The sequence below is a fragment of the Streptomyces gardneri genome, assembly GCF_006539185.1.
GTDB lineage: Bacteria > Actinomycetota > Actinomycetes > Streptomycetales > Streptomycetaceae > Streptomyces > Streptomyces gardneri.
In genome coordinates this window covers 1-23,286 of sequence record NZ_BJMN01000083.1, presented here as the reverse complement: position 1 = coordinate 23,286, position 23,286 = coordinate 1, and the positions used below count along the sequence as shown (strand labels likewise).

Here is a 23,286-nt window from a genome sequence, read left to right as displayed (position 1 = left end):
GGGGTGACGGGCCGTACGGCCCGTCACCCCGTCACGTCAGGCAGAGCCTACGGCTCAGGCCTCCGCACCCTCGGTGGCCTCGGCCTCGGCGGCCGGCTCCTCGGCCTGCGCGGCCAGGACCTGGAGGACGACGGCGTCGGCGTCGGTCACCAGGGTGGAGCCCGCCGGGAGGGTGATGTCCTTGGCGAGGACGGAGGCGCCGGCCTCCAGGCCCTCCACGGAGACCGTGACGGCCTCGGGGAGGTGGGTGGCCTCGGCCTCGACGGAGAGCGTGTTCAGCACGTGCTCCAGCAGGTTGCCACCGGCGGCGAGCTCGCCCTCGGCCTGGACGGGGATCTCGACGGTGACCTTCTCGCCACGCTTGACGAGGATCAGGTCGACGTGCACGAGGGAGCCCTTGATGGCGTCACGCTGGACGGCCTTCGGGATCGCGAGCTCGCTGGTGCCCTCGATGTCCAGGGAGAGCAGGACGTTCGGCGTACGCAGCGCCAGACCGAGCTCGTGGGCCGGGAGGGAGATGTGGACCGGGTCCGTGCCGTGGCCGTAGAGGACCGTGGGGACCAGGGCGGCGCGACGGAGCTGGCGGGAAGCACCCTTGCCGAACTCGGTGCGGACGGAAGCGGCGAGCTTGACCTCGGACATGTTGCACTCCTCGTAGAAGGTGACGAAACAAGTGGTCACCCGGCCACGACTGGCGTTGGCCTGCTACGAAGAGCGCGTCGATAACGGACAGTCGTGACCCTGTACATCCGTACGGGTACGGCCTCCCTCGCCGAGCAACTACGGCAGTCTACCCGCCGCCACCGGACCGCCCAAATGGATCAACCGGCGGCCCCGCCCGCCAGCTCCGTCAGCAGGTCACGCAGGACCGGACCCGCCGACCCCGAACCGCTCTGCGCCCCCTCCACCACACACGCCACCGCGATCTCGCCGTCGTACGCGACGAGCCAGCCGTTGTTGTTCCCGTCCTCCGTCACCTCGGCCGTCCCCGTCTTCGCCCCCACCTCGCCCGGCACCCCCGCGAGCACCTTCGCGGAACCCTCCGTCACCGTGTCCCGCATCAGCGACCGCAGCTGCTTCACCACCGCCCCCGGCAGCGGCTTCGTCGCCACCGCCGGCTGCTCCGTCCCGCGCACGAGCAGCGGCTGCCGGAACGTCCCCGACACCGCCGTCGCCGTCACCGACGCCATCGCCAGCGGATTCGTCCGCAGCCTGCCCTGCCCGAACAGCGCCGCCGCCTTCTCCGTCTCACCCGCCGGCACCGGCACCTCGGCGTCCACCGAACCGACCCCGGTCTTCCACTCGGGGCCGATCCCGAAGTACTCCTTCGCGAACACGGTCATCTCGTCGTTCGTGAGACGCCCCCGCAGCGCCACGAACGCCGTGTTGCACGAATGGATGAAGTCCTCACGGAACGAGGCCCCCGGGATCTCCGAGGTCTCCACGTTGTGGAACTGCTTGCCGACCGTCAGGTACTTCGGGCAGTCCACCCGCGACTCCGGCGTCACCGCCCCCTTCGCGAGCAGCGCCGCACTCGTCACCACCTTCCACGTCGACCCCGGCGCGTACGTGCCCTGGAAGGCCCGGTTGAAGCCGCCGGCCGGCCCGTTCGCCACCGCGACCACCTCGCCGCTGTCGATCCGCACCGCCACGAGACCCGCGTTCCGCCCGGCGGTGTGCCGGGCCAGCGCCTTCTCCGCCGCCCGCTGCGTCCGTGCGTCGATCGTCGTCCGCAGCGGACCGCCGCCCTCCCCGGGCTGCGGCCCGAACCGCACCGCCGTCGACCTCGTCTCGCCCGTGATCCGGTCCACGACCTGCACCTCGCCCCGCGGCTTCCCGCCACCGAGGCCCAGCACCGAGACCAGCGAAGGGTGCTCCGCCGCCGAGATCGCCTTCCCGTCCCGGTCCACCGCCGCGAGCTCCGCCGACTCCTCCTCCACCAGCTTGAACCGCTGCTTGTCGTCGAGCTGCGGATGGATCAGCGGCAGCTCCCACCGCACCCGCCATCCCGCCTCCGTACGCGCCACGGCGAGTTCGGAGCCGTACGACCACGTCCCCAGCTCCGCCACCGGCATCCTCGCCCGGAACGGCACCCGGGCACCCTCCTCCGCCGCACCGTCCACGCGGGCCGCACCCGCCGTCAGCACCGGCTTCGCGATCTCCAGGCCCGCCGTGAAGTTCCGCAGCGTCTCCTCGGCCTTCGCCGGCGAGTCCGTCAGCCGCGCGGCGGCCGGCAGATCCCCCGCCGCCCAGCTGCCCAGGAACGCCCGCGCCGTCCGTACCGCCTCGGGATCGACCGTCCTCGGCGGCTCGTCCCCCTGCAGCGGGCCGTACACGACCGCCCACCCCGCGGCCCCCGCGACCAGCGCACCCGTCACCACCACCGCGGGCCAGCGCCGCCGCACCCGCCTTGCTCCTCCGCCTGCCCGATGAGTCGTCATACCGGCAGCGAAACAGACACGCGTACGACAGGTCCAAGACTCATATGGCCATGAAAGGCATAGGTGAATGCCTATCCTTGCTGCTCATGGACCTGCTCCTGCACCTGCGGTACTTCAGGACCGTCGCCGAGGAACAGCACTTCGGCCGGGCCGCCGCCCTCCTGCGCATGGCCCAGCCGTCCCTCTCCCAGCGCATCCAGCGCCTCGAACGCGAACTCGGCGTCCGTCTCCTCGACCGTGGCGCCCGCGGCGCCACCCTCACTCCCGCGGGCCGCCTCGTCCTCGCCGAGACCGACCTCCTCCTCGCCGCGGCCGACCGGCTCGCCGCCACCGTCGCCCGCGTCCACAGCGGCGCCGTCGGCACCCTCCGCGCCGCCGTACCGCCCGGCCTCGGCGCCACCGCCGTCGCCGCCCTCCTCACCGCCTTCCGTGCCCACTCACCCGGCGCCACCCTCGAACTCCGCGAACTCCCCACCGCCGACCAGACCGCCGAACTCACCGCCGGCACCCTCGACGTCGGCATCGTCCGCCACCCCTGCCCCGCCCCCGGCCTCGCCTTCGGCCCGACCCTCCACCAGCCCCTCGGCGCCCTCCTCGCCGCCGGAGACCCGCTCGCCGGCCCACCCGAACTCCCCGCCGCCGCCCTCACCGGCCGCGACCTCGTCCTCTTCCCCCGCGCCGAGGCCCCCGCCCTCCACGACGAGACCCTCACCGCCTGCGCCCGCCACGGCTGCACCCCCGCCACCGTCCTCGCCGCCAACGGACCCGACTTCACCCGCGGCCTCGTCCTCTCCGGCGGCGCCGTCGCCCTCGTGCCCCGCACCCCCGACGAGGCCGGCACGGTCTGGCGCCCCCTGCGCGGCACCCCCCTCACCTGGCGCACCTCCACCGCCTGGCCCGAGGGCAAGGACAGCCCCGCCGTACGCCTCTTCACCGACACCGCCCACGCCGTCCTCCGCGAGCACGCGGACATGCGCACCGCCCCGTCGGCGAGGATGGTCTTCCCCCGCCCCGCATCGGAGTTCCCCCTGTGACCGCGCACGCCGCCGCCCGCCGCCGCATCACCGCGGCCTTCGCCGACGCGGGCGTCACCGGACTGCTCCACGCCGTCGACATCGACACCGGTACCGCGCTCGGCATCGGCTCCGACACCCTCGTACCGACCGCCAGCGTCCACAAACTCTGCCTCGTCGCCACCCTCTACCGGCAGTCCTCGCTCGGCCTCATCGACCCGACCCGTCCCGTCGAAATCCCCGCCATCCCCGCCGAGGACCGCGCCCCCGGCGCCACCGGCCTCTCCGTCATGCGCGACGCCGCCCGCCTCTCCCTCCGCGACCTCGCGAGCCTCGCCGTCGCCGTCAGCGACAACACCGCCGCCGACCTCCTCTGGGACGCCCTCGGCCTCGACACCGTCAACGCCACCATGACCGGCCTCGGACTGACCCGGACCCACGCCGTCCAGACCATGCGGGAACTCTTCGCGACCGTCCGCGAGGACGCCGCCGGCGAACCCGCCGCGCTCACCGACCCCGCCGTCGTCGCCCGGCTCCGCGCCCTCGACCCCACCCGCACCAACCGCTCCACCCCGCGCGAGATCACCGCCCTCCTCGCCGCCGTCTGGCGCGACGAGGTCTGCGCCGGGGAGTACGGCGAGGAGCTGCGGGCCCTCCTCGGCCTCCAGGCCTGGAGCCACCGGCTCGCCGCGGGCTTCCCCTTCGACGACGTGCGGGTCAGCGGGAAGACCGGCTCCCTGCCCACGCTCCGCCACGAGGCCGGCGTCGTCGAGTACCCGGACGGCGGCCGGTACGCCGTGGCCGTCTTCACCCGGGCGGCCTCCACGGACGTGACGCTGCCGGCGGCGGACGCGGTGATCGGCGGGGCGGCGAGAATCGCGGTGGACGCGCTCAGGGCATGAGAGTGGACGCGCTCAGGGCATGAGAAAGGCCGCTCCCCCCACCGGGGGGAAGCGGCCTTTCCCGTTACTGCTGCCTACTGGCTCAGTGCTCCTCGAAGAGGCTCGTCACCGAGCCGTCCTCGAACACCTCGCGCACGGCGCGGGCGATCGTCGGCGCGATCGACAGGACCGTGATCTTGTCGAGCTCAAGGGCGCCCGGAACCGGCAGCGTGTCCGTGAAGACGAACTCGCTGACCTTGGAGTTCTTCAGACGGTCGGCGGCCGGGCCCGACAGGATGCCGTGCGTGGCCGTCACGATGACGTCCTCGGCACCGTGCGCGAACAGGGCGTCGGCGGCGGCGCAGATCGTGCCACCGGTGTCGACCATGTCGTCCACCAGGACACAGACGCGGCCCTTCACGTCACCGACGACCTCGTGGACGGTGACCTGGTTGGCGACGTCCTTGTCACGACGCTTGTGCACGATCGCCAGCGGGGCGTCGAGGCGGTCGCACCAGCGGTCGGCGACCCGCACGCGGCCGGCGTCCGGGGAGACGATCGTCAGCTTGGCGCGGTCGACCTTCGCACCCACGTAGTCCGCGAGGACCGGGAGGGCGGACAGGTGGTCGACCGGGCCGTCGAAGAAGCCCTGGATCTGGTCGGTGTGCAGGTCCACGGTCAGGATGCGGTCGGCGCCCGCGGTCTTCAGCAGGTCCGCGACCAGGCGGGCCGAGATCGGCTCGCGACCGCGGTGCTTCTTGTCCTGACGGGCGTAGCCGTACGACGGGATGATCACGGTGATGCTCCGGGCCGAGGCCCGCTTCAGCGCATCGATCATGATCAGCTGCTCCATGATCCACTTGTTGATCGGAGCCGTGTGGCTCTGGATCAGGAAGCAGTCCGCACCGCGGGCCGACTCCTGGAAGCGGACGTAGATCTCACCGTTGGCGAAGTCGAACGCCTTGGTGGGAACGAGACCGACGCCCAGCTGGTGCGCGACCTCCTCGGCCAGCTCGGGGTGGGCGCGGCCGGAGAAGAGCATCAGCTTCTTCTCGCCGGTCGTCTTGATCCCGGTCACAGCACTGTCTCCTCAGACGTTTTCTCTGGCCGCGGTCCCACGCCCTGCGAGCGCGTGTGCGAACCAGCCGAATTTGTGTGCACGTATCACGGTACGCCGAGTTCGACGCACCCGTTTCCGGTCAGCTTTCGCTTGCGGAGTCCTCCGAGGCGACCAGAGCGGCCTGCGCGGCAGCGCTGCCGGGCCGCTTCCGGGCCACCCAACCCTCGATATTCCGCTGCTGGCCCCGGGCCACGGCCAGTGCACCGGCCGGGACGTCCTTCGTGATCACGGACCCGGCGGCCGTGTAGGCGCCGTCCCCGATCGTGACGGGAGCCACAAACATGTTGTCCGAACCGGTCTTGCAGTGAGAGCCGACCGTGGTGTGGTGCTTGGCCTCGCCGTCGTAGTTCACGAAGACGCTCGCGGCGCCGATGTTCGTGTACTCGCCGATGGTCGCGTCGCCGACGTATGACAGGTGGGGGACCTTCGTGCCCTCGCCGATCGTCGCGTTCTTCATCTCGACGTACGTGCCGGCCTTGGCCTTGGTGCCGAGGTTCGTACCCGGACGGAGGTACGCGTACGGGCCCACGGAGGCGCCCTCGCCCACGACGGCGGTGTCCGCGACGGTGTTGTCCACCCGGGCGCCCTTGCCGACGCGGGTGTTCTGGAGGCGGGTGTTCGGGCCGACCACGGCGTCCTCGGCGATGTGCGTCGCGCCGAGCAGCTGCGTACCCGGCAGGACGACGGCGTCGGCCTCGAAGGTGACGGTCACGTCCACGAGGACGGACGAGGGGTCGACGATCGTGACGCCGCCCATCATGGCGCGCTCGAGCAGCCGCTGGTTCAGCAGCGCGCGGGCCTCGGCGAGCTGCACGCGGTTGTTGATCCCGAGGATCTCGCGGTGGTCACCGGCGACGGAGGCGCCGACGCGGTGCCCGGCCTCGCGCAGGATCGACAGGACGTCGGTGAGGTACTCCTCGCCCTGGCTGTTGTCCGTCCGGACCTGGCCGAGCGCCTCGGCGAGCAGCTTCCCGTCGAAGGCGAACACGCCGGAGTTGATCTCGCGGATGGCGAGCTGCGCGGCGGAGGCGTCCTTGTGCTCGACGATCTCGGTCACGGCGCCCGTCTGCGCGTCCCGCACGATCCGGCCGTAGCCGGTGGAGTCCGGTACCTCGGCGGTCAGCACGGTCACGGCGTTGCCGTCGGCGGCGTGCGTGCCGGCCAGGGCCTTGAGGGTCTCGCCGGACAGCAGCGGCGTGTCACCGCACACCACGACGACGGTCCCCTCGGGCGTCTTGCCCAGCTCCTCCAGCGCCATGCGCACGGCGTGCCCGGTGCCGTTCTGCTCCTCCTGGACGGCGGTCCGGGTCCCGGCGTAGTGCGCCTCCAGGTGACCCCGCACCTGCTCGCGGGCGTGCCCGACGACCACGACGAGGTGCTCGGGCTCGAGCTCCCGGGCGGCGGACACGACGTGCCCGACGAGCGAACGTCCGGCGATCTCGTGCAGGACCTTGGGGGTCTTCGACTTCATGCGGGTGCCCTCACCCGCTGCGAGGACGACGACGGCTGCCGGGCGGTTGGCGCTCACGGGAATGCCCTTCGGCTTTGGGTGGTGGACGCACGAAGGATACCGGGGGGCCGGGGCCCGGACATGAGCGCGGGTCCTGACCGTGATGGTCAGGACCCGAATGAAGAAGCTCCCCCGCCAGGACTCGAACCCGGACATAAGGCACCAAAAGCCTCAGTGCTGCCAATTACACCACAGGGGATGGCGTATGGGGCCAGAACGGACAAGTCGTCAGCCGTGTGCCCCGGCGGCCTCCACTATGCCGTACCAGGCACCTTCCATGCGACGGTATAGCTCCGCGCTCCGCGTGACGTGCCCGCCCGTAGGGTGGAGGGCATGACCGCGACGGGGGCAGACCGGGACGCTGTGGGCGTTCGTTCGGGGAGTTGGTGGTGGTGGGGGAGACGGCGCAGTGTCGTCCTTGATGTGGGGCTCGCCCTCGTGTCCGCGCTGGAGTGCGGGCTCGAAGGGATCGGCTTCGCCGAGTCGGCCGGCCTGCCCGTGCCCGTGGGAGTGCTGTTCGGGCTGATCGTCGGGTCCTCGCTGCTCGTACGGCGGCGGTGGCCCATCTCCGTCGTCCTCGTCTCCATGGCCGTCACGCCGGCCGAGATGGGCTTCCTGATGGGGATCGTCGGGCTCTACACGCTCGCCGCCTCCGAGGTGCCGCGCCGCATCACCGCCGTGCTCGCCTCGATGTCGACGGTCGCCGTCTTCGTCGTGACCTTCGTGCGCATGCGGCAGGACGTCGCCCAGGCCGACGTCGGGCAGCCCGACATCGACCCGAGCGGCTGGTACGTGCCCGTCGTGTCGCTCTTCATGACCCTCGGGCTCAACGCGCCGCCGGTGCTCTTCGGCCTCTACATAGGGGCCCGCCGCCGTCTCATGGAGAGCCTGCGCGAGCGGGCCGACAGCCTGGAGCAGGAGCTGTCGCTGCTGGCCGACCGGGCCGAGCAGCGGGCGCAGTGGGCACGGCAGGAGGAGCGGACCCGGATCGCCCGGGAGATGCACGACGTGGTCGCCCACCGGGTGTCCCTGATGGTGGTGCACGCGGCGGCGCTCCAGGCGGTGGCCCTGAAGGATCCGCAGAAAGCCGTGCGGAACGCCGCCCTGGTCGGTGACATGGGCCGGCAGGCGTTGACGGAACTGCGCGAGATGCTGGGGGTCCTGCGGGAGGAGGCCGTTCCCGTCGCCCCCGCCGCGGTGCCGCTGGCCGCCGTGGGACGGGCCGCCGCCGCTGCCGCCGAGGCCGCCGCCGACGACGGGCCGCGCCTGGACGCCCTGGAGGCGCTGTGCGAGCAGTCGCGGCTCGCCGGGGCCGTCGTGGAGCTGGTCGTGATGGGGGAGGCGCGCGCGTATCCGCCGGAGGTGGAGCGTACGGCGTACCGCGTGGTCCAGGAGGCGCTGACCAACGTCCACAAGCACGCGGTGGGCGCCGCGGTCGTGGTCCGGCTCGCACACCGGGAGGCCGAGGTCGCGATGCAGGTGGAGAACGGGCCCCGTCCGGCCGACACCAAGGTCGCCGACGCGCAGTTGCCGAGCGGCGGGAACGGGCTCGTCGGGATGCGGGAGCGGGTCCTGCGGATCGGCGGTGTGTTCGTGTCGGGTGCGACGGACGCGGGCGGGTTCCGGGTCTCGGCCGTGCTGCCGGTCGCGGAGTGACCGGGGCCGGTCGCTGCGCGCGGGGCGCCGAGTGGGGCGGCAGGGTGAGCGGGGCGGCCGGGGCTGCCCCTAGCCCGCCGTCAGGCGTGTCGGCTGGACGCCGTTGATCAGGGTCGACAGCGCCGCGTCGATGTCCTTGCCGAGGTACCAGTCGCCCGCGTGGTCGAGGCTGTAGACCCGGCCCTCGACATCCATCGCCAGGACCGCCTGGTTCTCGCCCTCCTCGCCGAGCGGCGCGAGCTCGCTCTCCAGGGCCCGCCCCAGGTCGGCGAGGGTGCGCGCGAGGTGGAGTCCGGCGAGCGGGTCGAAGCGGACCGTCGTGGGAGCTATCTGCCGCCCGTGCCCGGGCGAGGTGATCCGCAGGCCGCCGAACTCCGCCCAGGCCTCGACGGCCGCGGGGAAGACGCTGTGCCGGTGGCCGGCGGGGGAGACGTGGGCGCGCAGGGCGTCGGCCCACTCCTCGGCGAGCTTGATGTCCCAGCGGCCGGGCTGCCAGCCGGCCTCGCGGAGGGCGGCGTCGACGTTGACCGGGAAGCGCGTGGTGCTGAGGTGGTCGGGCATGGGTGTGCGGTCAGCCGTTCTCGACAGGCGTCGTGGGGTCGACGGGGCGGACCCCGAAGTGGGCGAGCATCGCCGTACAGGAGCGGCAGGGCGCCGCGTAGCTGCCGTGCAGGGGGTCGCCGTCCTCCCTGATGCGCCGGGCGGTGAGTTTGGCGTGCTTGAGCGACCGGCGGGCCTCGCCGGGGGTGAGCGGCTTGCGCTGGGCGCGCTTGGAGCGCCCGTTCTCGGTGGCGGTGAGGTGCCGGGAGAGCAGGATCGCCTCGGGACATCGCCCGGTGAAGCGTTCCCGCTGACCACTCGTGAGGGTGTCCAGGAAGTCCTGGACGAGGGCGTGCAGGAGAGGCGGGCGGTCGCCGCGGCCCGCGGTGCACGTGAGCGTCTCGCCGCGTACGGAGAGAGCGGCCCCGACGGTGGGAAGGATGCCGTCGCGGCGGTGGAGCAGTAAGGGCGCGCGCGTGGCCTCGCCGCTGCTGCTCCAGTTGAGGCGTGGGTCACCCTGTGTGGGCGTTGTTGCTGTTTGCATGGTGCTGGTCTTCCCCTCCTGCAATCCCCCGAGTTGCGTGCACAGCCTGCCAAATAGGGAGCCATATGGGGAAGCTGGGGGCGCGAACGGTGGGGCCGGTGTGTCGGAATCATGGTGCAACTGTCATGGCGTCGTGACACTTGGTCACCGTCGGGCGGGGGCCGTTCGGGCTCTTGTGGCAGCGCATAGGCTGTGCCAGATCAGTCGGTAGCAGCAGTCAGCGACGCCAATGCAGGGGGCAACCGCCATGACGACAGGTCGGCTCGGGCAGGACACCGCGCCACCGAACGCGGCCTATGCCGGGCAGGTCGTGCATTTTCCGGATCCGGTCCGCGCCACCCGTCACCCCAGAGGGGTACGGATCGACGAGCACGGCCATCCGGACTTCTCGCCGTACGCGCGTGCGGCGGCGGAGATCGCCGACCCTCCGGAGGGCTTCGGCGTCGACGAGCTGCGCCTCACGGACTACGTGTCGGCGAACGCGGCGATGGCGGCGACCGGTCATGAGCTGTGGGACACGATCCCGTCGGTGGCGACCCCGCACGGCTGGACCTGGCACCACGTGGCGCGCAGTCGCCGGATGGAGCTGGTCCCGGTCGAGGTGAAGGCGCTGCTGCGCCACCACGGCGGTGTGGCGACGGCCGCCGTCGATCACGCGAAGCGCGGCACGCGGCCGCTCCAGGAGACCCGTCCCGCGCACTTCGGCCTGCCGAAGACGCTCGTCTCGGTGTCGGAACTCCAGCTCCAGGGCGTCGAGGAGGACCTCGGCTACCGGCTGCCCGGCGCGTACCGCTCGTTCCTGAAGGCGGCGGGCGGGTGCGCGCCGGTGGGCGCGGCGCTCGACGCCGAGCTGGGGCTCCTCGTCGACCAGCCGTTCTTCACGGTGCGGGAGCAGGCGGGGACCAACGACCTCGTCTACGTCAACAAGTGTCTGCGCGACCACCTGACCAAGGACTATCTGGGCGTCGCCTTCGTCCAGGGCGGTCTGGTCGCGGTGAAGGTGCGGGGCGACGCGATCGGCTCGGTGTGGTTCTGCGCGTACGACGACGCGCGGGACTCCGGGCAGGAGGCGGCGGGCTGGACGGTGGCCGAGCGGGTGGAGCGGCTGCTGCTGCCCTGCGGCGAGGACTTCGACGCGTTCCTGCAGCGTCTCGCCGGCAACCCGCCGGAGCTGGAGACGGTGGCGAACCTGATGGTGGACGGCGGCTTCGCGCGCGCCGTGCCCGTGGTCCCGGTAGGGGAGTGAACTGGCTGTGGTGACGTTCGCGCAGGCGCAGGAGCGCGCCGAGGAATGGATCAACGGCGACCTGCCGGCGTACCAGCACCGCGAGGTGCGGGTGCGGGAGTTCGAGCTGGGCTTCGTGGTGTGGCCGGAGGACCGCCAGGGCGGTCCGGTCTCGGACGGCGGCCGGCAGCGCCTGGTCATCGCCCGCGACAGCGGCGAGGCCACGCTGTGGCCGGGCCTGCCGGTGGGCGAGGTGATCCGGCGGTACGAGGAGGAGTACGGGTCTCCGGAGGAGACGGCCGCTCCGGCGGCGCCCCAGGCGGCCCGGATCGATCTGAACCAGACGTCGTTCCTGCTGAGTCCGCCGGAGTGGCTGCAGGACGCGGCGGACCGGATCGGACTGCCGCCGCAGGGGCCGAACGCGTCGCAGGAGGGCGGGAGTTCGTCCGCGCCGGTGGACGACGCCTCGGACCCGCTGACACCTTCGGCCACGGCTGCGCCCGCGCCTTCGGCCGCACCTTCGGTGCCCGCGCCTTCGGTCGGGGTGCCTTCGGCCCCCGTGCCCTCGGCCGCGCCTTCGGCTCCGTCGGACTTCGGTGACCGTGAGCCGGTGTCCGTGGCCGAGGCCGCGCCCGCTCCGGCGGCTCCGGCGGCTCCGGCAGCCCCGGCTGCTCCGGTGGCGCCGCCGGTTCCGCCCGCGCCTGCTCCCGTACCCGCGCAGGCCCCGGCCCCGGCACCCGCCCCCGTATCGCCTCCCGCTCCTCCCGCTCCTCCCGTATCGACCCCCACTCCCCTTCCCACTCCCACTCCCGCTCCCGCGCCGAGTCCGTGGGCGGATGCGAACGCGAGTTCCGGTGGTGCGGACGGGGCGGTTCCGTTGCCCGCGACCGTCTTCGCGCCGCCGCTGTCGGGGACGGACGACGAGGACACCCCGCCTCCGTTGGTCGGTGCCGACGCGCCGACCGCGCTGATGAAGGGGGGCAGCGCGCTGCCCCCGACCGCGGTGGCCCCGCGGCTCGACCCGGCCGCTCCGCCGCCTTCGGCGCCGGTGACGCCTCCTGTCCAGCCCGCGCCTCCCGGTCCTCCCGCGCCTCCCGGTCCTCCCACGCCTCCTGGCCCTCCCACGCCTCCTGGCCCTCCCACGCCTCCCGGTCTTCCCGCGCAGGCGGCCGGGCCCGGTGTGCCGCCTCCGCCGCCCGCGCCGCGGGTGCCGGGGGCCGGGGACATCGCGGACGCCGCGACGAGCAAGGCCGCGCTGCCGCCGAAGGGCGGGCGCGGTCCGGTGTCGCCGCCTCCGCCGCCCGGCGCGCCCGGTGTGCCCGGTGGGTCGGGTGCCCCCGCGTACGTACCGACGCAGCTGGTGTCGCAGCTCGGGCCCGAGGGGCTCCAGCCTCCCGGCCCGCCGCAGCCCGCCCCGCCGGGTCCGCCCGGTCCTCCCGGTCCGCCGACGCCGGCGCAGCCCGTGCACCAGGCGGCGACGATGCTGGCGCACCCCAATCAGGGTGGTCCGGGCGCGCCTCCGCCGCCCCCGCCGCCGCCGGGTGTGCCCGGTGGTGGCACGCCTCCGGGTGGTGTCGCGCACGCCGCGACGATGCTGGCGCACCCCGGGCCGGGCGGTCCTTCGATGGCGCCGCCGCCGGGTCCGCCGGCTCCGCCGCCGCCGGTGCACGGCGGGCACACGCCGCCGCCCGGCCCCGGGCCCGTACCTCCCGCGTACGGGTACCCGCAGGCCGCGGGTCAGCCGACGGTGGGTCCCGGCTACCAGGCGGTGCTGCGCTACCGGGCGCCGGACGGTTCCGAGGCGCAGATCATCCGGCGTTCGGCGCCGGGCACCCCGCATCCGGAGTGGCAGATCCTGCACGAGCTGCGCGCGATGAACGTGCCGCCGCAGCAGGTGCTCGAACTGCACACGGAGCTGGAGTCCTGTGAGCTGCCGGGCGGTTACTGCGCGCGGATGATCCGGGAGACGTGGCCGCAGGCGCGGATCACGAGCATCGCCCCGTACGGTCGCGATCACGCGGGCCGGCAGCAGGGCATGCGGCAACTCCTCACGCACCAGGGCGAGTTGCATCAGGTCGCGGACGGTCCGGCGCGTCCTGCGCCGGTGCGGGCGCCGCTGCCGCAGGTGCAGCCGGCGCCGCCGGTTCCGCCGGAGCTGATCGCGCAGGAGCTGGCCGGGGCCTTCGGTCCTGGTGTGCTGCGCTTCGACCAGCAGGCGGTGTCGCGTCAGGGTGTGCCGGAGCTGGTGGCGCGGACGCTCGTGTGGGCGGGGCTGCCGGCGGACTTCGGGCCGTTCTTCTGGGCGCAGCCGGCCATGCCGGTCGTGCCGACGCTCGCGGAGCTGGCGGCTCAGCGACAGGTGCAGTCGGCGCCGGACGCGAGCTCGTACCTGGTGCTCGGTTCGGACTTCGGCCGGGCGATCTGTGTCCAGTACGGGACCGCGCACATCGTGGCGGTGCCGGTGGAGGCCGGTCCGGGCGGGCAGTCGGTGCCGCCGCAGTTCGTGAACAGCGGACTGCCGGAGTTCACGCGCTCGATGGCGCTGCTCGGCCGGATGTGGCGGCTGCGTTTCGGGCTCAACCCGGAGCAGGCGGGCCGCTGGACGGTCGATTTCCAGGCGCAGTTGGCGATGCTGGACCCGGCGGCGCTGTCGTCGCCGGAGAACTGGTGGTCCGTGCTGCTTGAGCAGATGTGGGACGGCCTTCTGTAGGGGCATGTAGGTCCAGCTGGACAGAATGTGACGAAAGGCGCTCGACGTGTATCCACGTTGGGCGCCTTTTGTCCGTTCTGATGGCGCATCCTGTACGGGTCGGGCCGTAGGACGGAAGGGGCGTCAGGGATGAATTTCGCAGTCGGGCGGGGGCGCGGGTACCGCCCCGAGCAGGTCGACCGCCACCTCGCCGCGCTCTCCGAGGAGCGCGACGGGGCGTGGGAGCGGGCGGCGCGGCTCACCGTCCTCGCGAAGGACATGGAGGCGGAGGCGGCGCGGCTGCGCGAGGCCGTCGAGGCGCTCGCGCCGCAGCGGTACGAGTCGCTGAGCGAGCGCGCGCGGAACATCCTGGCGATGGCCGAGCAGGAGGACGAGACGCTCGTCCGTGCGGCGGAGGCCGAGGCTCAGGCCCTCGCGGAGGCGGCCGAGGCGGCGGGCCGGGAGGCGGAGGAGTCGGCCCGGGCCTACGCGGAGGGGGTCAGGACGGCGGCCGAGTCGGCGGCCCGCGCGAGCCTGACGGCCGCGCGCGAGCGGGCCGAGGAGCTGGCGACGGACGCGTGCCGCGAGACGCAGGAGCAGCGGTCGGCGGCGCGGGAGGCCTTCGAGGAGACCGAGCATCGCGCGGCGGAGCTCCTCGCGGAGCAGCGGGCCGAGCAGACGGCCGTCCGGGACGAGGCCGAGCGCACGGCGGAGGGCAAGGCGGCCGACCTGGACGCGCGCCACGAGGAGCTGGTGGCCTACGCGGAGGAGAAGCTCGCGGAGGCGCAGCGGTTCCTGGCGGAGACCGAGGAGCAGGCCCGGCACGGCCAGGAGGACGCGGAGGCGCGGGCGGCGGAGGTGCTCGCGGAGGCCCGGATGAAGGGGGAGCGGGTCGAGCGCGAGACGGAGCGGGTGCTGCGGGAGCACGACGAGGCGCGGGACGAGATCCACGCGCACATGGAGCACATCCGCAACTCGCTCGCGGCGCTGACGGGCCGCGTGGCGGCGCCGGAACCCGAACCCGAAGAGGAGTCGGCTCCGGAACAGGGTCGGGAACAGGGGGACTTGGGCGCCGGGGAGGGCCCGGACGGCTCCGGGGAGCCGAAGTAGGCTCTCCTCCCATGCTGATGAGACTGACGGCGGTCACGCTCGACTGCGCCGACCCCATGGCCCTGGCCGCCTTCTACCGGCAGGCCACCGGACTCCCGCTCCACTAGCGGTCCGACGACGAGTTCGCCGGCCTCGCCCGGGGGCCGGGCTCGTCGGGCCTCTTCCTCGGCTTCCAGCGCGTCGACGGCTACCGGCCCCCGTCCTGGCCCGGCCAGGACGGGCCGCAGCAGCTGCACCTCGACTTCGACGTCGACGACCTGGAGGAGGCCGCGGCCCGGCTCGTCGAGTGGGGCGCGACCGTACCGGCCTTCCAGCCCGAGCCGGAGCTGTGGCGGGTCGTCCTGGACCCGGCGGGCCACCCGTTCTGCCTGGCGATCCCGCGCAAGCCGCAGGACGCCCCGGTCTAAGGGGTCCGTTCGAGGAGGGCGAGGCCGAGTTCGCTCGCCCGGTAGTACACCTCGCGCCGGTACCGGTGCCCGGTCACCAGGCCCGCGTCCCGCAGGACGGCGAGGTGCTGCGAGACGGCGCCGAGGCTCAGCCCGGTCTGCCCGGCGAGGCCCGTGGTGGTGGTCGGGGTGCTCGTACGGCTCAGGAGCCCCGCCCGGCTGCGCCCGAGGAGCCGGGCGAGCCCGTCCCCGGGCTCGGCCCGCCGCTCCCACAGCGTGCCGATCCCGCGCGCCGGATAGACGAGGCACGGCGGAACGCCGTCCCGCCCGGAGATCAGGACGCAGCGGGCCGTGAAGGCGCTCGGGGCGAGGGTGATCCCGCCTCCGTCGAGAGCGATCCTCCCGACGGGCGGGCCGGTCCAGCTCAGCCGGTCCTCCGACCATCGCAGGCTCGGGTGGAGGTGGGCGAAGACCTCCTGGATGCCGTCCTCGGCGAGCTGCCGCGTGCGGTAGGCGAGGTCGGCCTCCAGTACGGCCCTGATCCGGGGCCAGTGGGGGCGTACGCCTGCCCTCCACCAGACGAGGAGGAGATCGGCGAGTTCGGGCGGCCCGGTCAGGGCGGCGAGCTCCTCCTCGATCTCGGCGAGCGGGCAGCGCGGGGGAGGGGCGAGGGCGTCGAGCTCGGGCAGGTGCGCGAGCAGGTCCGTGCGGTCCCGGCCGATCGTCAACGCCTGTTTGATCCAGGGGAGATGGAGGGCGTGGCAGCCGGGGTCCGCGCTCGCCCGAAGAGCGGCGATCGTCTCCCACAGCGGGGACACCGCGAACCGGAGCTGTGCCAGGTCGTCGACCCCGAACCGTATCTCCCCCACGGGACCCCTCTTCGTGAGCTTTTCGCCCAGACTAAAACAATGGTCGGGTCGGGCCGTCGGTGATGGTGTTCGCCGACATGACCACCACCACCTCCACTTCCCTTGCTTCCACGCGCCCCCGGCTCTTCCGCCTCGCGGACTTCCGGCGGCTGTGGATCGGCGACACCGTCAGTCAGGCCGGTACGGCCGTCACCGTCCTCGCGCTTCCCCTCGTGGCGATCGGCCCGCTCGGCGCCTCGCCCTTCGAGGCGGGGCTGCTCGTGATGTGCGAGTACCTGGGCTTCCTGCTCCTCGGGTTGCCCGCCGGGGCCTGGGTCGACCGGATGCGCAGCCGCCGGGTCATGATCGTGGGCGATCTCGGCCGGGCGGTGCTCCTCGCCACCCTGCCCCTCGCGGCCTGGCTGGACGTCCTGACGCTGGCCCAGCTGTACGGGGTGGGCTTCGGGCTGTCCGTCCTGACGGCCTTCTTCGACATCGCCTACCAGAGCCACCTGCCGCAACTGGTCGACGAGGACCGGCTGGTGGAGGCGAACGTGGCCCTCGAAGCGACCCGTACGGTCACGGCGGCGGGCGGCCCGGGCGCGGGCGGGGCGCTCATCGCGGCGGTGACGGCCCCGGTGGCGCTGGCCGTCGACGCCCTCAGCTTCCTCGCCTCCGCGCTGTTCCTCTCCCGGATCCGCCGCCCCGACCCCAAGCCCGTGCGGCACCCCGGGGCCCGGCTGCGGGACGAGATCGCCGAGGGCCTGCGGTTCGTGTTCCGCGACCGGCTGCTGCGGGCGCTCACGATCACCGCCGCGCTCTCCAACCTCTGCGGCACGATCGGCACGTCGATGCTTCTCGTGCTGCTCGCGGGGGAGTTGGGCCTGTCGCCGTTCCTGTGCGGGCTCGTGTTCACGGCGGAGGCGCTCGGCGGCTTCCTCGGCAGCCTGCTGACCACCCGGATCGCCGCCCGCCTCGGCGAGGGGCGCGCGATGTGCGTCTCCGTCGCGGTCAGCGGGGTGCTGTGGCTGCTCGCGCTGCCGTTCTTCCACGCGGACTGGCGGTACGCGGTGGCCTGCGTGCTCCAGGGCCTCGGCTGGACCGCCTTCATGACCTTCAGGATCAGCTCGGTGGCCCTCCGCCAGCGTCGCACCCCGGCCCCGCTGCTCGGCCGCGTGACGGCGACCTTCCGTTTCGTGGTGTGGGGCTGCATGCCGCTGGGCGCACTCGCCGGCGGCCTCCTCGGCCAGTACGCGGGGGTCCGGACGGCGCTGTGGGCAGGAGCCCTGGGCGAACTGCTCGCGGTGGTGCCGCTGCTGCTGCTGGTGGTGATGCGGGGGCGGCGGGTCGGCCTGGACAACTGCCTTCACCGGACGAATACTTGATGATCCGTCATGTGAATACGGTCGGTCGACCCAAGGGGAGTTCATGGATCCGCTTGCTTATGCAGCCGCTGTCGCCGCAATCGGTGGAGCAGCGGGTCCCGTGACCACCGCGGCGATCGAAGGGGCGAGAAGGGTTCGAGCGGTCATTCGGAGCCGCACGGGGCGCGACGTCGAAGACGCCGGAGGGGCGGCCGACGAGGCCGCTGCGCAGGCAGCCATCGGCGACCTTGCCTCCTTCCTGGAAGCTGCGATGGCCGAAGACCCGGAACTTCGCCGCCTGTTGGGGGAATCCCTGCCGGAGCGGCAGGGAAATACCGTCTACAACACGACGACCGGCGAGGTCCACGGGGTGGTCGCACCCGGCGCCAGTTTCGGCGACCTCCACTTCGGATCCGGCCGATAGAGTGCGCGGCCGCCGCCCCGACGGTGACTCCGGCGAAGAGGGGCGCACGTACGAAACGCACATATTCGGCGAGGTGAGGGGGGTGGTTGCCCCCGGCGGCGTCATCGGCTCCGTGCACCTTGGCGACGATTCTTATGCGGAGCGCATGCGGCTGGTCGCCTTGGACGGGTCGGCGCCCTACGACGAGCGTTACAAAGCCGCCGAAGAGCTCATCCCCTACGGGCGCAGATACCGTGACACTGTCATTGCCGCATTGAACGGTGTCCTGGAAGACGTGAAATCCATGGAAGCGTTGGCCGGTCTGCCGGATTTCACCGCTCTGGGGGGCTGGGAATACGCAGTCGCCGTGCAACTCGAAGTGGTCGGTGAAAAGGAATCGGCGGTCCGAGCTTACGAACGCATATATCATTCGCACCCCGGATACAGGAGTCAGGCCGTGCAAGCGCTCACTCGCCTCGGTGGGATGGGAGAAGTGGCCGCCTCCAGGACCGAGAGGGCGGTGAGGCTTGAGGCTGGGAATTTTCGGCTCGAATGTGGTCATCGCATAGCGGCGGTTGTGGAATGGATGTCCATGCCCAAAGGTCCCGTGCATTCGACGCTCGCCGTGCGCGCCCTGATGGCCGCAAGGCTGTGGGATGCAATTTTTGAAGATTCGTCGACTTCGGACGACGATGAGGCGGCGCTGGAAATCTTTGAGCGGCTGGTGCCGGAATACTACGCGGATTGTGAAAAGCGTTTGAGGCGCGCACGCGCCCGCGAGGCCGCCGGTTCGCGCAACGCGCGCTTAGATGCGATGTATAAACCCCCAAGAGGAATGCGGAACTGGATCAAGGGGCTCAGGCTCATCGAAAGAGAAGAGAAAAAGAGCCGCCGGGGCCGGTGAGGAGACCTACGGCTTCACGGGTTCCAGCCGCAGCCGTCGGGTCGGCCAGGGTGCCGGCTCGGCCCGGCCGAACCAGATCCGGACGTCTTCCCCGGTCCGGACGGGCAAGCGGGGAAAGTCGTTCTCGGCGTGCTCGGTGCGGTGCAGCGCGTGGCCCGGACCCAGGTGCCGGGAGGCGTACGCGTCGAAGTCGGCCGCGTCGGTGGGGTGGCAGACGGTCGCGACCACCTCGCTCGTGCCCGGCACCGGCGTGAAACCCGGGCCGCGCAGCAGCAGGACGTCGTCGCTGTCGATCATGGTGGCGTTGGCGGTGTCACGGTGCTCCAGCCAGACCGGGCCGGTGTAGAACGCCTCCAGCGCGCGCCGGCGGTGCTCCATGTCGGGGAACGTGCGCAGCCAGACGAAGCGGTCCGGGTCGTCCAGGTCGCGGAACCGGCCGCCGACGGTGATGCCGACCGCCTGCTGGCCGGTCACGAACTCGCGCTCGAACAGCTCGATCAACGTCTCCCGGGTGCCGGGATGCAGGGTGTATTGCCGGAATTCGACGATGCTCATGCGGTGGCCTGCCCGGTGCCGGTGAGGGTCATGGTCCAGTTGTCGTCCATGCGCCGCAGGCTAGACCCGGTCTGCTGACACCTCCTGTCAGTGGATTTCGAGCGATTGCCGGGCCTCTCAGGTGAGGGCGCACTCCGCCCACACCGTCTTCCCCGGTGCCCCTGCCCTCGGGTGCCAGCCCCAGCGCTCGGCGAGCCCGTCGACGAGCAGCAGCCCCCGGCCCCCGTCCGCCGGTTCCGGCCCGGAGACAGGTCCGGGGAGCCTTCCGGGTCGGGGCGGTACGCGCTCGGTGCGGGTGTCGGACACCTCGATCCGTGCGACGGGCCGGGGCACGTCCGTGACCCGGAGGACCAGCTGGAAGTCCCGTCCCGGCACGTGCCCGTGGCGCACCGCGTTCGTCGCCAGCTCGGCGGCGACCAGCACGACGGTGTCGTGCGCCCCGGCCCCGTACGGCACGCCCCACTCGTCCAGCCGGACGGCGACCAGCCGTCGCGCGAGCCGGGCGCCCCGGGCCGTCGACGTGAACCGCAGGGCGAAGACCCTGCTGACCAAGTGAGGCGAGGGGACGGAGAGTTGGGTGGTGCCGGTGGGGCTGTCGTTGTTGCTCGTCATGCTCACCAAGCTCCTCTTGGTGGCGTAGCGTGACCAGTGGTGACGCACCGACGCGAGTGCCTTTGTACGTGCCCTGTCGGTGCCGGTACGAGAGGTGGGGCGCGTTGGCGGAGGAGCGGGCGGGCGCGGAGCCGGAGGCGGCCGAGGCCGAGGTCGGCCAGACGGCGGACAAGTCCGGGAAGGGCGTGGTGACGGCCTTCGGGCAGAGCCTGAAGACGCTGCGGGTGCGGGCGGGGATGGAGCGGGAGGAGCTCGGCAAGCGGCTGGGCTACTCGGCGTCGACCATCGCCTCGTTCGAGCAGGGCCGGCGGATCCCGCCGCCGCGCGCGATCGACCGCTCGGACGAGGTGCTCGACGCGGGCGGGCTGCTGACGGTGTGGAAAGACCAGCTGGAGAAGGCGCAGTATCCGGCGTTCTTCCAGGGGATGGCCCAGCTGGAGAAGCGGGCGATAGAGCTGCTGGCGTACGACACGCTAGTGGTCAATGGCTTGCTCCAGACCGAGGAGTACACGCGGGCGCTGCTCGGCAATCGACGTCCGCCGCTCGATTCGGAGACGATCGAGCAGCGGGTTACCGCCCGGCTGGCCCGGCAGGACACCCTCGACCGACGTCCCGAGCCGCTTTTGAGCTTCGTCATGTGCGAGTCGGTGCTGCGACGGAAGCTCGGTGGCAAGGCGGTGCTCCGCGGGCAGCTGGAACAGCTCCTCCTCATCGGCCAGCGGAGGAACGTCGAGCTCCAGGTCATGCCGCTCGACAGTGAGGACAGTGCGGGCGTGGACGGGCCGTTCACCGTCATCACGCGCGAGGACGGCAAAAGGTTCGTCTACGCCGAGGCCCAGGGCACCAGCGCTCTGGAGACCGACCCCAAACAGGGCGTTCTTGCCGCAGCCCGCTATGGGATCATCCGGTCGCAGGCTCTCACCCCGCGAGAGTCGCTGGCGTTCATCGAGAAGTTGCTGGGAGAACTATGAAGAAGACGGAATCCCTCGCCTGGTTCAAGAGCAGCTACAGCGGTGCTGAGGGCGGCCAGTGCATCGAGGTCGCCCCCTGCGCGGGAGCCGTGCACGTCCGGGACTCGAAGGACGTGGCCCGGCCCGCTCTCCGGGTCTCGCGCGACGCCTGGGCCGGGTTCGTCGGACTCGCCGCAGCGGAGTAGTACAACCGCTGCTTGTACGCGCTCAGTCCTCGTCCCCCGCCGCCTCCTTCAGTACCGGGAAGCGGCGGGGCGCGAGGGTCAGCAGCGCCAGCAGGGCCAGGGCCGCCGCTGCCGCCGCGCCCAGGTAGACCCAGTCCACCGCCGCGTCGACCGCTCGTCGTAGCCGGTCCATCGTCTCGGCGGTGAGGGACGCGGGCTCGTCCAGGGCGCGGGCCAGGGTGTCCAGGTCGGCGCCGCCGCCCAGCCGCGCCGCCAGCACTCCGTTCGCGATCGCGCCGAAGAGCGCCGCTCCGACGCTCTGGCCGACCTGGCGGCAGAAGAGGACCGAGGCGGTCGTCGTGCCCCGCTCCTCGTACGGGACGGTCGACTGGACCCCGACGATCAGGGGGAGTTGGAAGAGGCCGAGGGTGCCGCCGAGCAGCAGCATCAGCAGGGCCGGCTGCCACGGTTCGCCGGGGAACGGCAGGAACGGGAAGGCCAGCAGCAGGAGCAGGGCGCCCGAGATGCCGAGGACGGCGGTGAGGCGGAAGCCGATGCGGGTGTAGACCCGGTTGGAGAGCGCTGCCGTGATGGGCCAGCTCAGGGTCCAGGTCGAGAGGACGAAGCCGGCGGCTATCGGGCCCAGGCCGAGGACGGACTGGGCGTACGTCGGCAGGAAGACGGTCGGGGCGACCATCAGGAGGCCGAGCGCGCCCAGCGACAGGTTGACGGCGGCGATCGTGCGGCGGCGCCAGACCCAGCCGGGGATGATCGGCTCGGCCGCGCGGCGCTCGATGACGACGGTGAGGGCGCCGAGGGCGGCCGCTCCTGCGAGCAGGCCGAGGGACGGGGCGGAGAGCCAGGGCCAGGCGACGCCGCCCTGGACGAGCGCGGTGATGAGCAGGGCCCCGGTGGCGAAGACGGCGAGCGCGCCGGCCCAGTCGATCCGGGGCTTCTCCCGGGGCGTGGCGCGCTGGGGTTCGACCAGGTGGCGGGTGACCAGCCAGAGCGCGACGAGCCCGATCGGCAGGTTGATGAGGAAGATCCAGCGCCAGTCGGCGTATCCGGCGAGCAGGCCGCCGACCGCCGGTCCCGCCACCGATGACGCGGCCCAGACGGAGGAGAGCCTCGCCTGGATCTTGGGGCGTTCCTTCAAGGGGTACAGGTCGGCTGCGACCGTCTGGACCGTGCCCTGGAGCGCGCCGCCGCCGAGGCCCTGGACGACGCGGAAGGCGATGAGCGAGGCCATGCTCCAAGCGGCGGCGCAGAGCAGGGAGCCGATGACGAAGAGGATGACCCCGGCGATGAGGACGGGCTTGCGGCCGAACGTGTCGCTGAGCTTGCCGTATACGGGCAGGGTGACCGTCACGGCGAGCAGGTAGCCCGAGAACAGCCAGGAGAAGACGGCGAGTCCGCCGAGGTCGCCGACGATCTGGGGGACGGCCGTCGAGACGATCGTGCCGTCGATGGCGGCGAGCCCCATGCAGAGCATGAGCGCGGCCACGACGGGACCGCGTCGCGCGGCCGCCGGTGAGCCGGAGGCGGGGGCGGTGGGCCCGGCCTTCCCGGCGGGGGTGCCCGCCGGTGTCGTGGAGGACTCGGTCACCGCACGGTTCCTTTCTTCGTACACCTAAATGTTCGCGTCAGGGTCTCACCAGTACCGGGGTCGTAGGAACCCCTAGGGCCTGTCCGGTGGATCTTCTGGGGCCCAGCGGTGTACCTCCAGGCCCTGGGAGCCTGGGAAGTGCCAAATGCAGTTGCCTTATTGGTTTGCCGCCGATCAGCCCGGTCGGATAGGAAGCGTGCATGCTGAGAGGTAGCAAGGTCGGGCTCAGGGCCCGGCACGAGGACGACATCCCGATCCTGCGGGCCGAGCTCTACGACGACGTGGTCAACTCCTCGCGGGCCGAAGGCGCGCCGTGGCGGCCGATCACGCCCGGTTCGAAGGATCCGCGGCTGGTGGTGGACGACAAGGAGCAGGGGCTCGTCCCCTTCTCCGTGGTGGAGCTGGACGGCGGCACGCTGGTCGGCACCGCGACGCTGTGGGGCATCGACAACCACCACCGGGCCGCGCACATCGGCCTCGGGCTGCTGCCGTCCTCCCGCGGCAAGGGCTATGGCACCGATGTGGTCGCGACGCTGTGCCACTACGGTTTCGTCGTGCGCGGCCTGCAGCGGCTGCAGATCGAGACGCTGGCCGACAACGCCGCCATGCTGCGCTCCGCCGAGCGCAACGGCTTCGTCCGCGAGGGCTTGCTGCGCTCCTCGGCCTGGGTGCTGGGCGAGTTCCTCGACGAGGTGCTGCTCGGCCTCCTCGTCCAGGACTGGAAGCCGGACTCGAAGGGCTAGG

The 23,286-nt window shown here is 72.4% G+C and carries 22 protein-coding genes, 1 tRNA gene and 1 pseudogene; 13 read left to right on the top strand and 11 right to left on the bottom strand.

All coding sequences use genetic code 11. The features are described from left to right. Nucleotides 1-54 precede the first annotated feature (54 nt). On the bottom strand, nt 55-642 hold the full coding sequence (locus tag SGA01_RS38760; RefSeq protein ID WP_141302923.1) for a 50S ribosomal protein L25/general stress protein Ctc: 588 nt from the start codon (nt 640-642) through the stop codon (nt 55-57). Between the two features lie 179 nt (nt 643-821). After that, nucleotides 822-2,441, bottom strand: coding sequence for a penicillin-binding transpeptidase domain-containing protein (locus SGA01_RS42650; RefSeq protein WP_371866313.1), 1,620 nt, complete (start codon nt 2,439-2,441; stop codon nt 822-824). A gap of 86 nt (nt 2,442-2,527) precedes the next feature. Here SGA01_RS42650 and SGA01_RS41620 point away from each other — a divergent pair, with 86 nt between their 5' ends. Beyond that, nucleotides 2,528-3,475 carry a LysR family transcriptional regulator gene (locus SGA01_RS41620; protein ID WP_141302921.1) on the top strand — a complete coding sequence of 316 codons (948 nt, stop codon included), beginning with the start codon at nt 2,528-2,530 and terminating at the stop codon, nt 3,473-3,475. Next, nucleotides 3,472-4,356, top strand: a complete 885-nt coding sequence (locus SGA01_RS41615) for a serine hydrolase (RefSeq protein ID WP_218037868.1) — start codon at nt 3,472-3,474, stop codon at nt 4,354-4,356. Before SGA01_RS41620 ends, SGA01_RS41615 begins: the two co-directional genes overlap by 4 nt. Before the next feature lie 82 nt (nt 4,357-4,438). Here the strand turns inward: SGA01_RS41615 and SGA01_RS38740 are convergent, their stop codons facing one another. From SGA01_RS38740 to SGA01_RS38730, 3 genes are all read right to left on the bottom strand, one after another. Then, nucleotides 4,439-5,413, bottom strand: a complete 975-nt coding sequence (locus SGA01_RS38740) for a ribose-phosphate diphosphokinase (RefSeq protein WP_141302919.1) — start codon at nt 5,411-5,413, stop codon at nt 4,439-4,441. Between the two features lie 121 nt (nt 5,414-5,534). Continuing rightward, nucleotides 5,535-6,983 (bottom strand): bifunctional UDP-N-acetylglucosamine diphosphorylase/glucosamine-1-phosphate N-acetyltransferase GlmU, encoded by a 1,449-nt coding sequence (gene glmU, locus SGA01_RS38735; protein WP_141302917.1) that lies wholly within the window; start codon nt 6,981-6,983, stop codon nt 5,535-5,537. Between the two features lie 109 nt (nt 6,984-7,092). Continuing rightward, nucleotides 7,093-7,164 (bottom strand) — tRNA-Gln (locus SGA01_RS38730). 134 nt (nt 7,165-7,298) lie between these two features. Between SGA01_RS38730 and SGA01_RS38725 the strand changes: the two genes are divergently transcribed. Further along, nucleotides 7,299-8,621 (top strand): sensor histidine kinase, encoded by a 1,323-nt coding sequence (locus SGA01_RS38725; RefSeq protein ID WP_141302915.1) that lies wholly within the window; start codon nt 7,299-7,301, stop codon nt 8,619-8,621. Nucleotides 8,622-8,690: 69 nt separating this feature from the next. Here SGA01_RS38725 and SGA01_RS38720 read toward each other — a convergent pair whose 3' ends face one another. Then, entirely contained in the window at nt 8,691-9,182 is a 492-nt protein-coding gene (locus SGA01_RS38720) for an SUKH-3 domain-containing protein (protein ID WP_141302913.1), read from the bottom strand. Nucleotides 9,183-9,192: 10 nt separating this feature from the next. Next, on the bottom strand, nt 9,193-9,705 hold the full coding sequence (locus SGA01_RS38715; RefSeq protein WP_141302911.1) for a YwqJ-related putative deaminase: 513 nt from the start codon (nt 9,703-9,705) through the stop codon (nt 9,193-9,195). Nucleotides 9,706-9,952: 247 nt separating this feature from the next. Here SGA01_RS38715 and SGA01_RS38710 point away from each other — a divergent pair, with 247 nt between their 5' ends. The 4 genes and pseudogenes from SGA01_RS38710 (at nt 9,953) to SGA01_RS38695 (ending at nt 15,136) form a co-directional block, all read left to right on the top strand. After that, on the top strand, nt 9,953-10,951 hold the full coding sequence (locus SGA01_RS38710; RefSeq protein ID WP_055643048.1) for an SMI1/KNR4 family protein: 999 nt from the start codon (nt 9,953-9,955) through the stop codon (nt 10,949-10,951). 7 nt (nt 10,952-10,958) lie between these two features. Beyond that, nucleotides 10,959-13,640 carry an SUKH-4 family immunity protein gene (locus SGA01_RS38705; RefSeq protein WP_141302909.1) on the top strand — a complete coding sequence of 894 codons (2,682 nt, stop codon included), beginning with the start codon at nt 10,959-10,961 and terminating at the stop codon, nt 13,638-13,640. 129 nt (nt 13,641-13,769) lie between these two features. Next, a complete protein-coding gene (locus SGA01_RS38700; RefSeq protein WP_141302907.1) occupies nt 13,770-14,729 on the top strand; it encodes a coiled-coil domain-containing protein in 960 nt (319 codons plus the stop codon). Between the two features lie 11 nt (nt 14,730-14,740). Then, a pseudogene (locus SGA01_RS38695) lies at nt 14,741-15,136 on the top strand (VOC family protein). On the opposite strand, the gene SGA01_RS38690 reads toward SGA01_RS38695, so the two are convergent. Further along, complete coding sequence (locus SGA01_RS38690) at nt 15,133-15,984, bottom strand: ArsR/SmtB family transcription factor (protein WP_141302905.1); 852 nt, start codon at nt 15,982-15,984, stop codon at nt 15,133-15,135. The pseudogene SGA01_RS38695 and the gene SGA01_RS38690 overlap by 4 nt on opposite strands. Before the next feature lie 77 nt (nt 15,985-16,061). Between SGA01_RS38690 and SGA01_RS38685 the strand changes: the two genes are divergently transcribed. The 3 genes from SGA01_RS38685 (at nt 16,062) to SGA01_RS38675 (ending at nt 18,634) form a co-directional block, all read left to right on the top strand. Beyond that, nucleotides 16,062-17,348 (top strand): MFS transporter, encoded by a 1,287-nt coding sequence (locus tag SGA01_RS38685; RefSeq protein WP_229918213.1) that lies wholly within the window; start codon nt 16,062-16,064, stop codon nt 17,346-17,348. Between the two features lie 100 nt (nt 17,349-17,448). Continuing rightward, nucleotides 17,449-17,751: a hypothetical protein gene (locus SGA01_RS38680; RefSeq protein ID WP_141302902.1), complete on the top strand. Its 303-nt coding sequence runs from the start codon at nt 17,449-17,451 to the stop codon at nt 17,749-17,751. Between the two features lie 82 nt (nt 17,752-17,833). Further along, complete coding sequence (locus SGA01_RS38675; RefSeq protein WP_141302900.1) at nt 17,834-18,634, top strand: hypothetical protein; 801 nt, start codon at nt 17,834-17,836, stop codon at nt 18,632-18,634. A gap of 6 nt (nt 18,635-18,640) precedes the next feature. On the opposite strand, the gene SGA01_RS38670 is transcribed toward SGA01_RS38675, so the two are convergent. Further along, nucleotides 18,641-19,189: an NIPSNAP family protein gene (locus SGA01_RS38670; protein WP_141302898.1), complete on the bottom strand. Its 549-nt coding sequence runs from the start codon at nt 19,187-19,189 to the stop codon at nt 18,641-18,643. 117 nt (nt 19,190-19,306) lie between these two features. Next, the gene (locus SGA01_RS38665) at nt 19,307-19,801 is read right to left on the bottom strand and encodes an ATP-binding protein (protein WP_174867687.1); all 495 of its coding nucleotides are present in this window, start codon (nt 19,799-19,801) and stop codon (nt 19,307-19,309) included. A 104-nt stretch (nt 19,802-19,905) separates the two neighbouring features. Here SGA01_RS38665 and SGA01_RS38660 point away from each other — a divergent pair, with 104 nt between their 5' ends. Both SGA01_RS38660 and SGA01_RS38655 read left to right on the top strand, forming a co-directional pair. Continuing rightward, the gene (locus tag SGA01_RS38660; protein WP_141302894.1) at nt 19,906-20,772 is read left to right on the top strand and encodes a helix-turn-helix domain-containing protein; all 867 of its coding nucleotides are present in this window, start codon (nt 19,906-19,908) and stop codon (nt 20,770-20,772) included. Next, nucleotides 20,769-20,957, top strand: coding sequence for a DUF397 domain-containing protein (locus tag SGA01_RS38655; RefSeq protein ID WP_055643055.1), 189 nt, complete (start codon nt 20,769-20,771; stop codon nt 20,955-20,957). The genes SGA01_RS38660 and SGA01_RS38655 overlap by 4 nt, the downstream gene beginning before the upstream one ends. Nucleotides 20,958-20,979: 22 nt before the next feature. On the opposite strand, the gene SGA01_RS38650 is transcribed toward SGA01_RS38655, so the two are convergent. Continuing rightward, nucleotides 20,980-22,542, bottom strand: a complete 1,563-nt coding sequence (locus tag SGA01_RS38650) for an MFS transporter (RefSeq protein WP_229918215.1) — start codon at nt 22,540-22,542, stop codon at nt 20,980-20,982. Nucleotides 22,543-22,742: 200 nt separating this feature from the next. On the opposite strand from SGA01_RS38650, the gene SGA01_RS38645 reads away from it, so the two are divergent. Beyond that, on the top strand, nt 22,743-23,285 hold the full coding sequence (locus tag SGA01_RS38645; RefSeq protein ID WP_141302892.1) for a GNAT family N-acetyltransferase: 543 nt from the start codon (nt 22,743-22,745) through the stop codon (nt 23,283-23,285). Nucleotide 23,286 lies beyond the last annotated feature (1 nt).

Excerpts from the sequence above, each read along its gene's own strand:
- SGA01_RS38720 (WP_141302913.1), bottom strand. The coding sequence starts at position 9,182 with ATGCCCGACCACCTCAGCACCACGCGCTTCCCGGTCAACGTCGACGCC.
- SGA01_RS38710 (WP_055643048.1), top strand. The coding sequence starts at position 9,953 with ATGACGACAGGTCGGCTCGGGCAGGACACCGCGCCACCGAACGCGGCC.
- SGA01_RS38700 (WP_141302907.1), top strand. The coding sequence starts at position 13,770 with ATGAATTTCGCAGTCGGGCGGGGGCGCGGGTACCGCCCCGAGCAGGTC.
- SGA01_RS42650 (WP_371866313.1), bottom strand. The coding sequence starts at position 2,441 with ATGACGACTCATCGGGCAGGCGGAGGAGCAAGGCGGGTGCGGCGGCGC.
- SGA01_RS38670 (WP_141302898.1), bottom strand. The coding sequence starts at position 19,189 with ATGAGCATCGTCGAATTCCGGCAATACACCCTGCATCCCGGCACCCGG.
- SGA01_RS38655 (WP_055643055.1), top strand. The coding sequence starts at position 20,769 with ATGAAGAAGACGGAATCCCTCGCCTGGTTCAAGAGCAGCTACAGCGGT.
- SGA01_RS38665 (WP_174867687.1), bottom strand. The coding sequence starts at position 19,801 with ATGACGAGCAACAACGACAGCCCCACCGGCACCACCCAACTCTCCGTC.
- SGA01_RS38645 (WP_141302892.1), top strand. The coding sequence starts at position 22,743 with ATGCTGAGAGGTAGCAAGGTCGGGCTCAGGGCCCGGCACGAGGACGAC.
- SGA01_RS38760 (WP_141302923.1), bottom strand. The coding sequence starts at position 642 with ATGTCCGAGGTCAAGCTCGCCGCTTCCGTCCGCACCGAGTTCGGCAAG.
- SGA01_RS38715 (WP_141302911.1), bottom strand. The coding sequence starts at position 9,705 with ATGCAAACAGCAACAACGCCCACACAGGGTGACCCACGCCTCAACTGG.
- SGA01_RS41620 (WP_141302921.1), top strand. The coding sequence starts at position 2,528 with ATGGACCTGCTCCTGCACCTGCGGTACTTCAGGACCGTCGCCGAGGAA.
- SGA01_RS38725 (WP_141302915.1), top strand. The coding sequence starts at position 7,299 with ATGACCGCGACGGGGGCAGACCGGGACGCTGTGGGCGTTCGTTCGGGG.
- SGA01_RS38685 (WP_229918213.1), top strand. The coding sequence starts at position 16,062 with ATGACCACCACCACCTCCACTTCCCTTGCTTCCACGCGCCCCCGGCTC.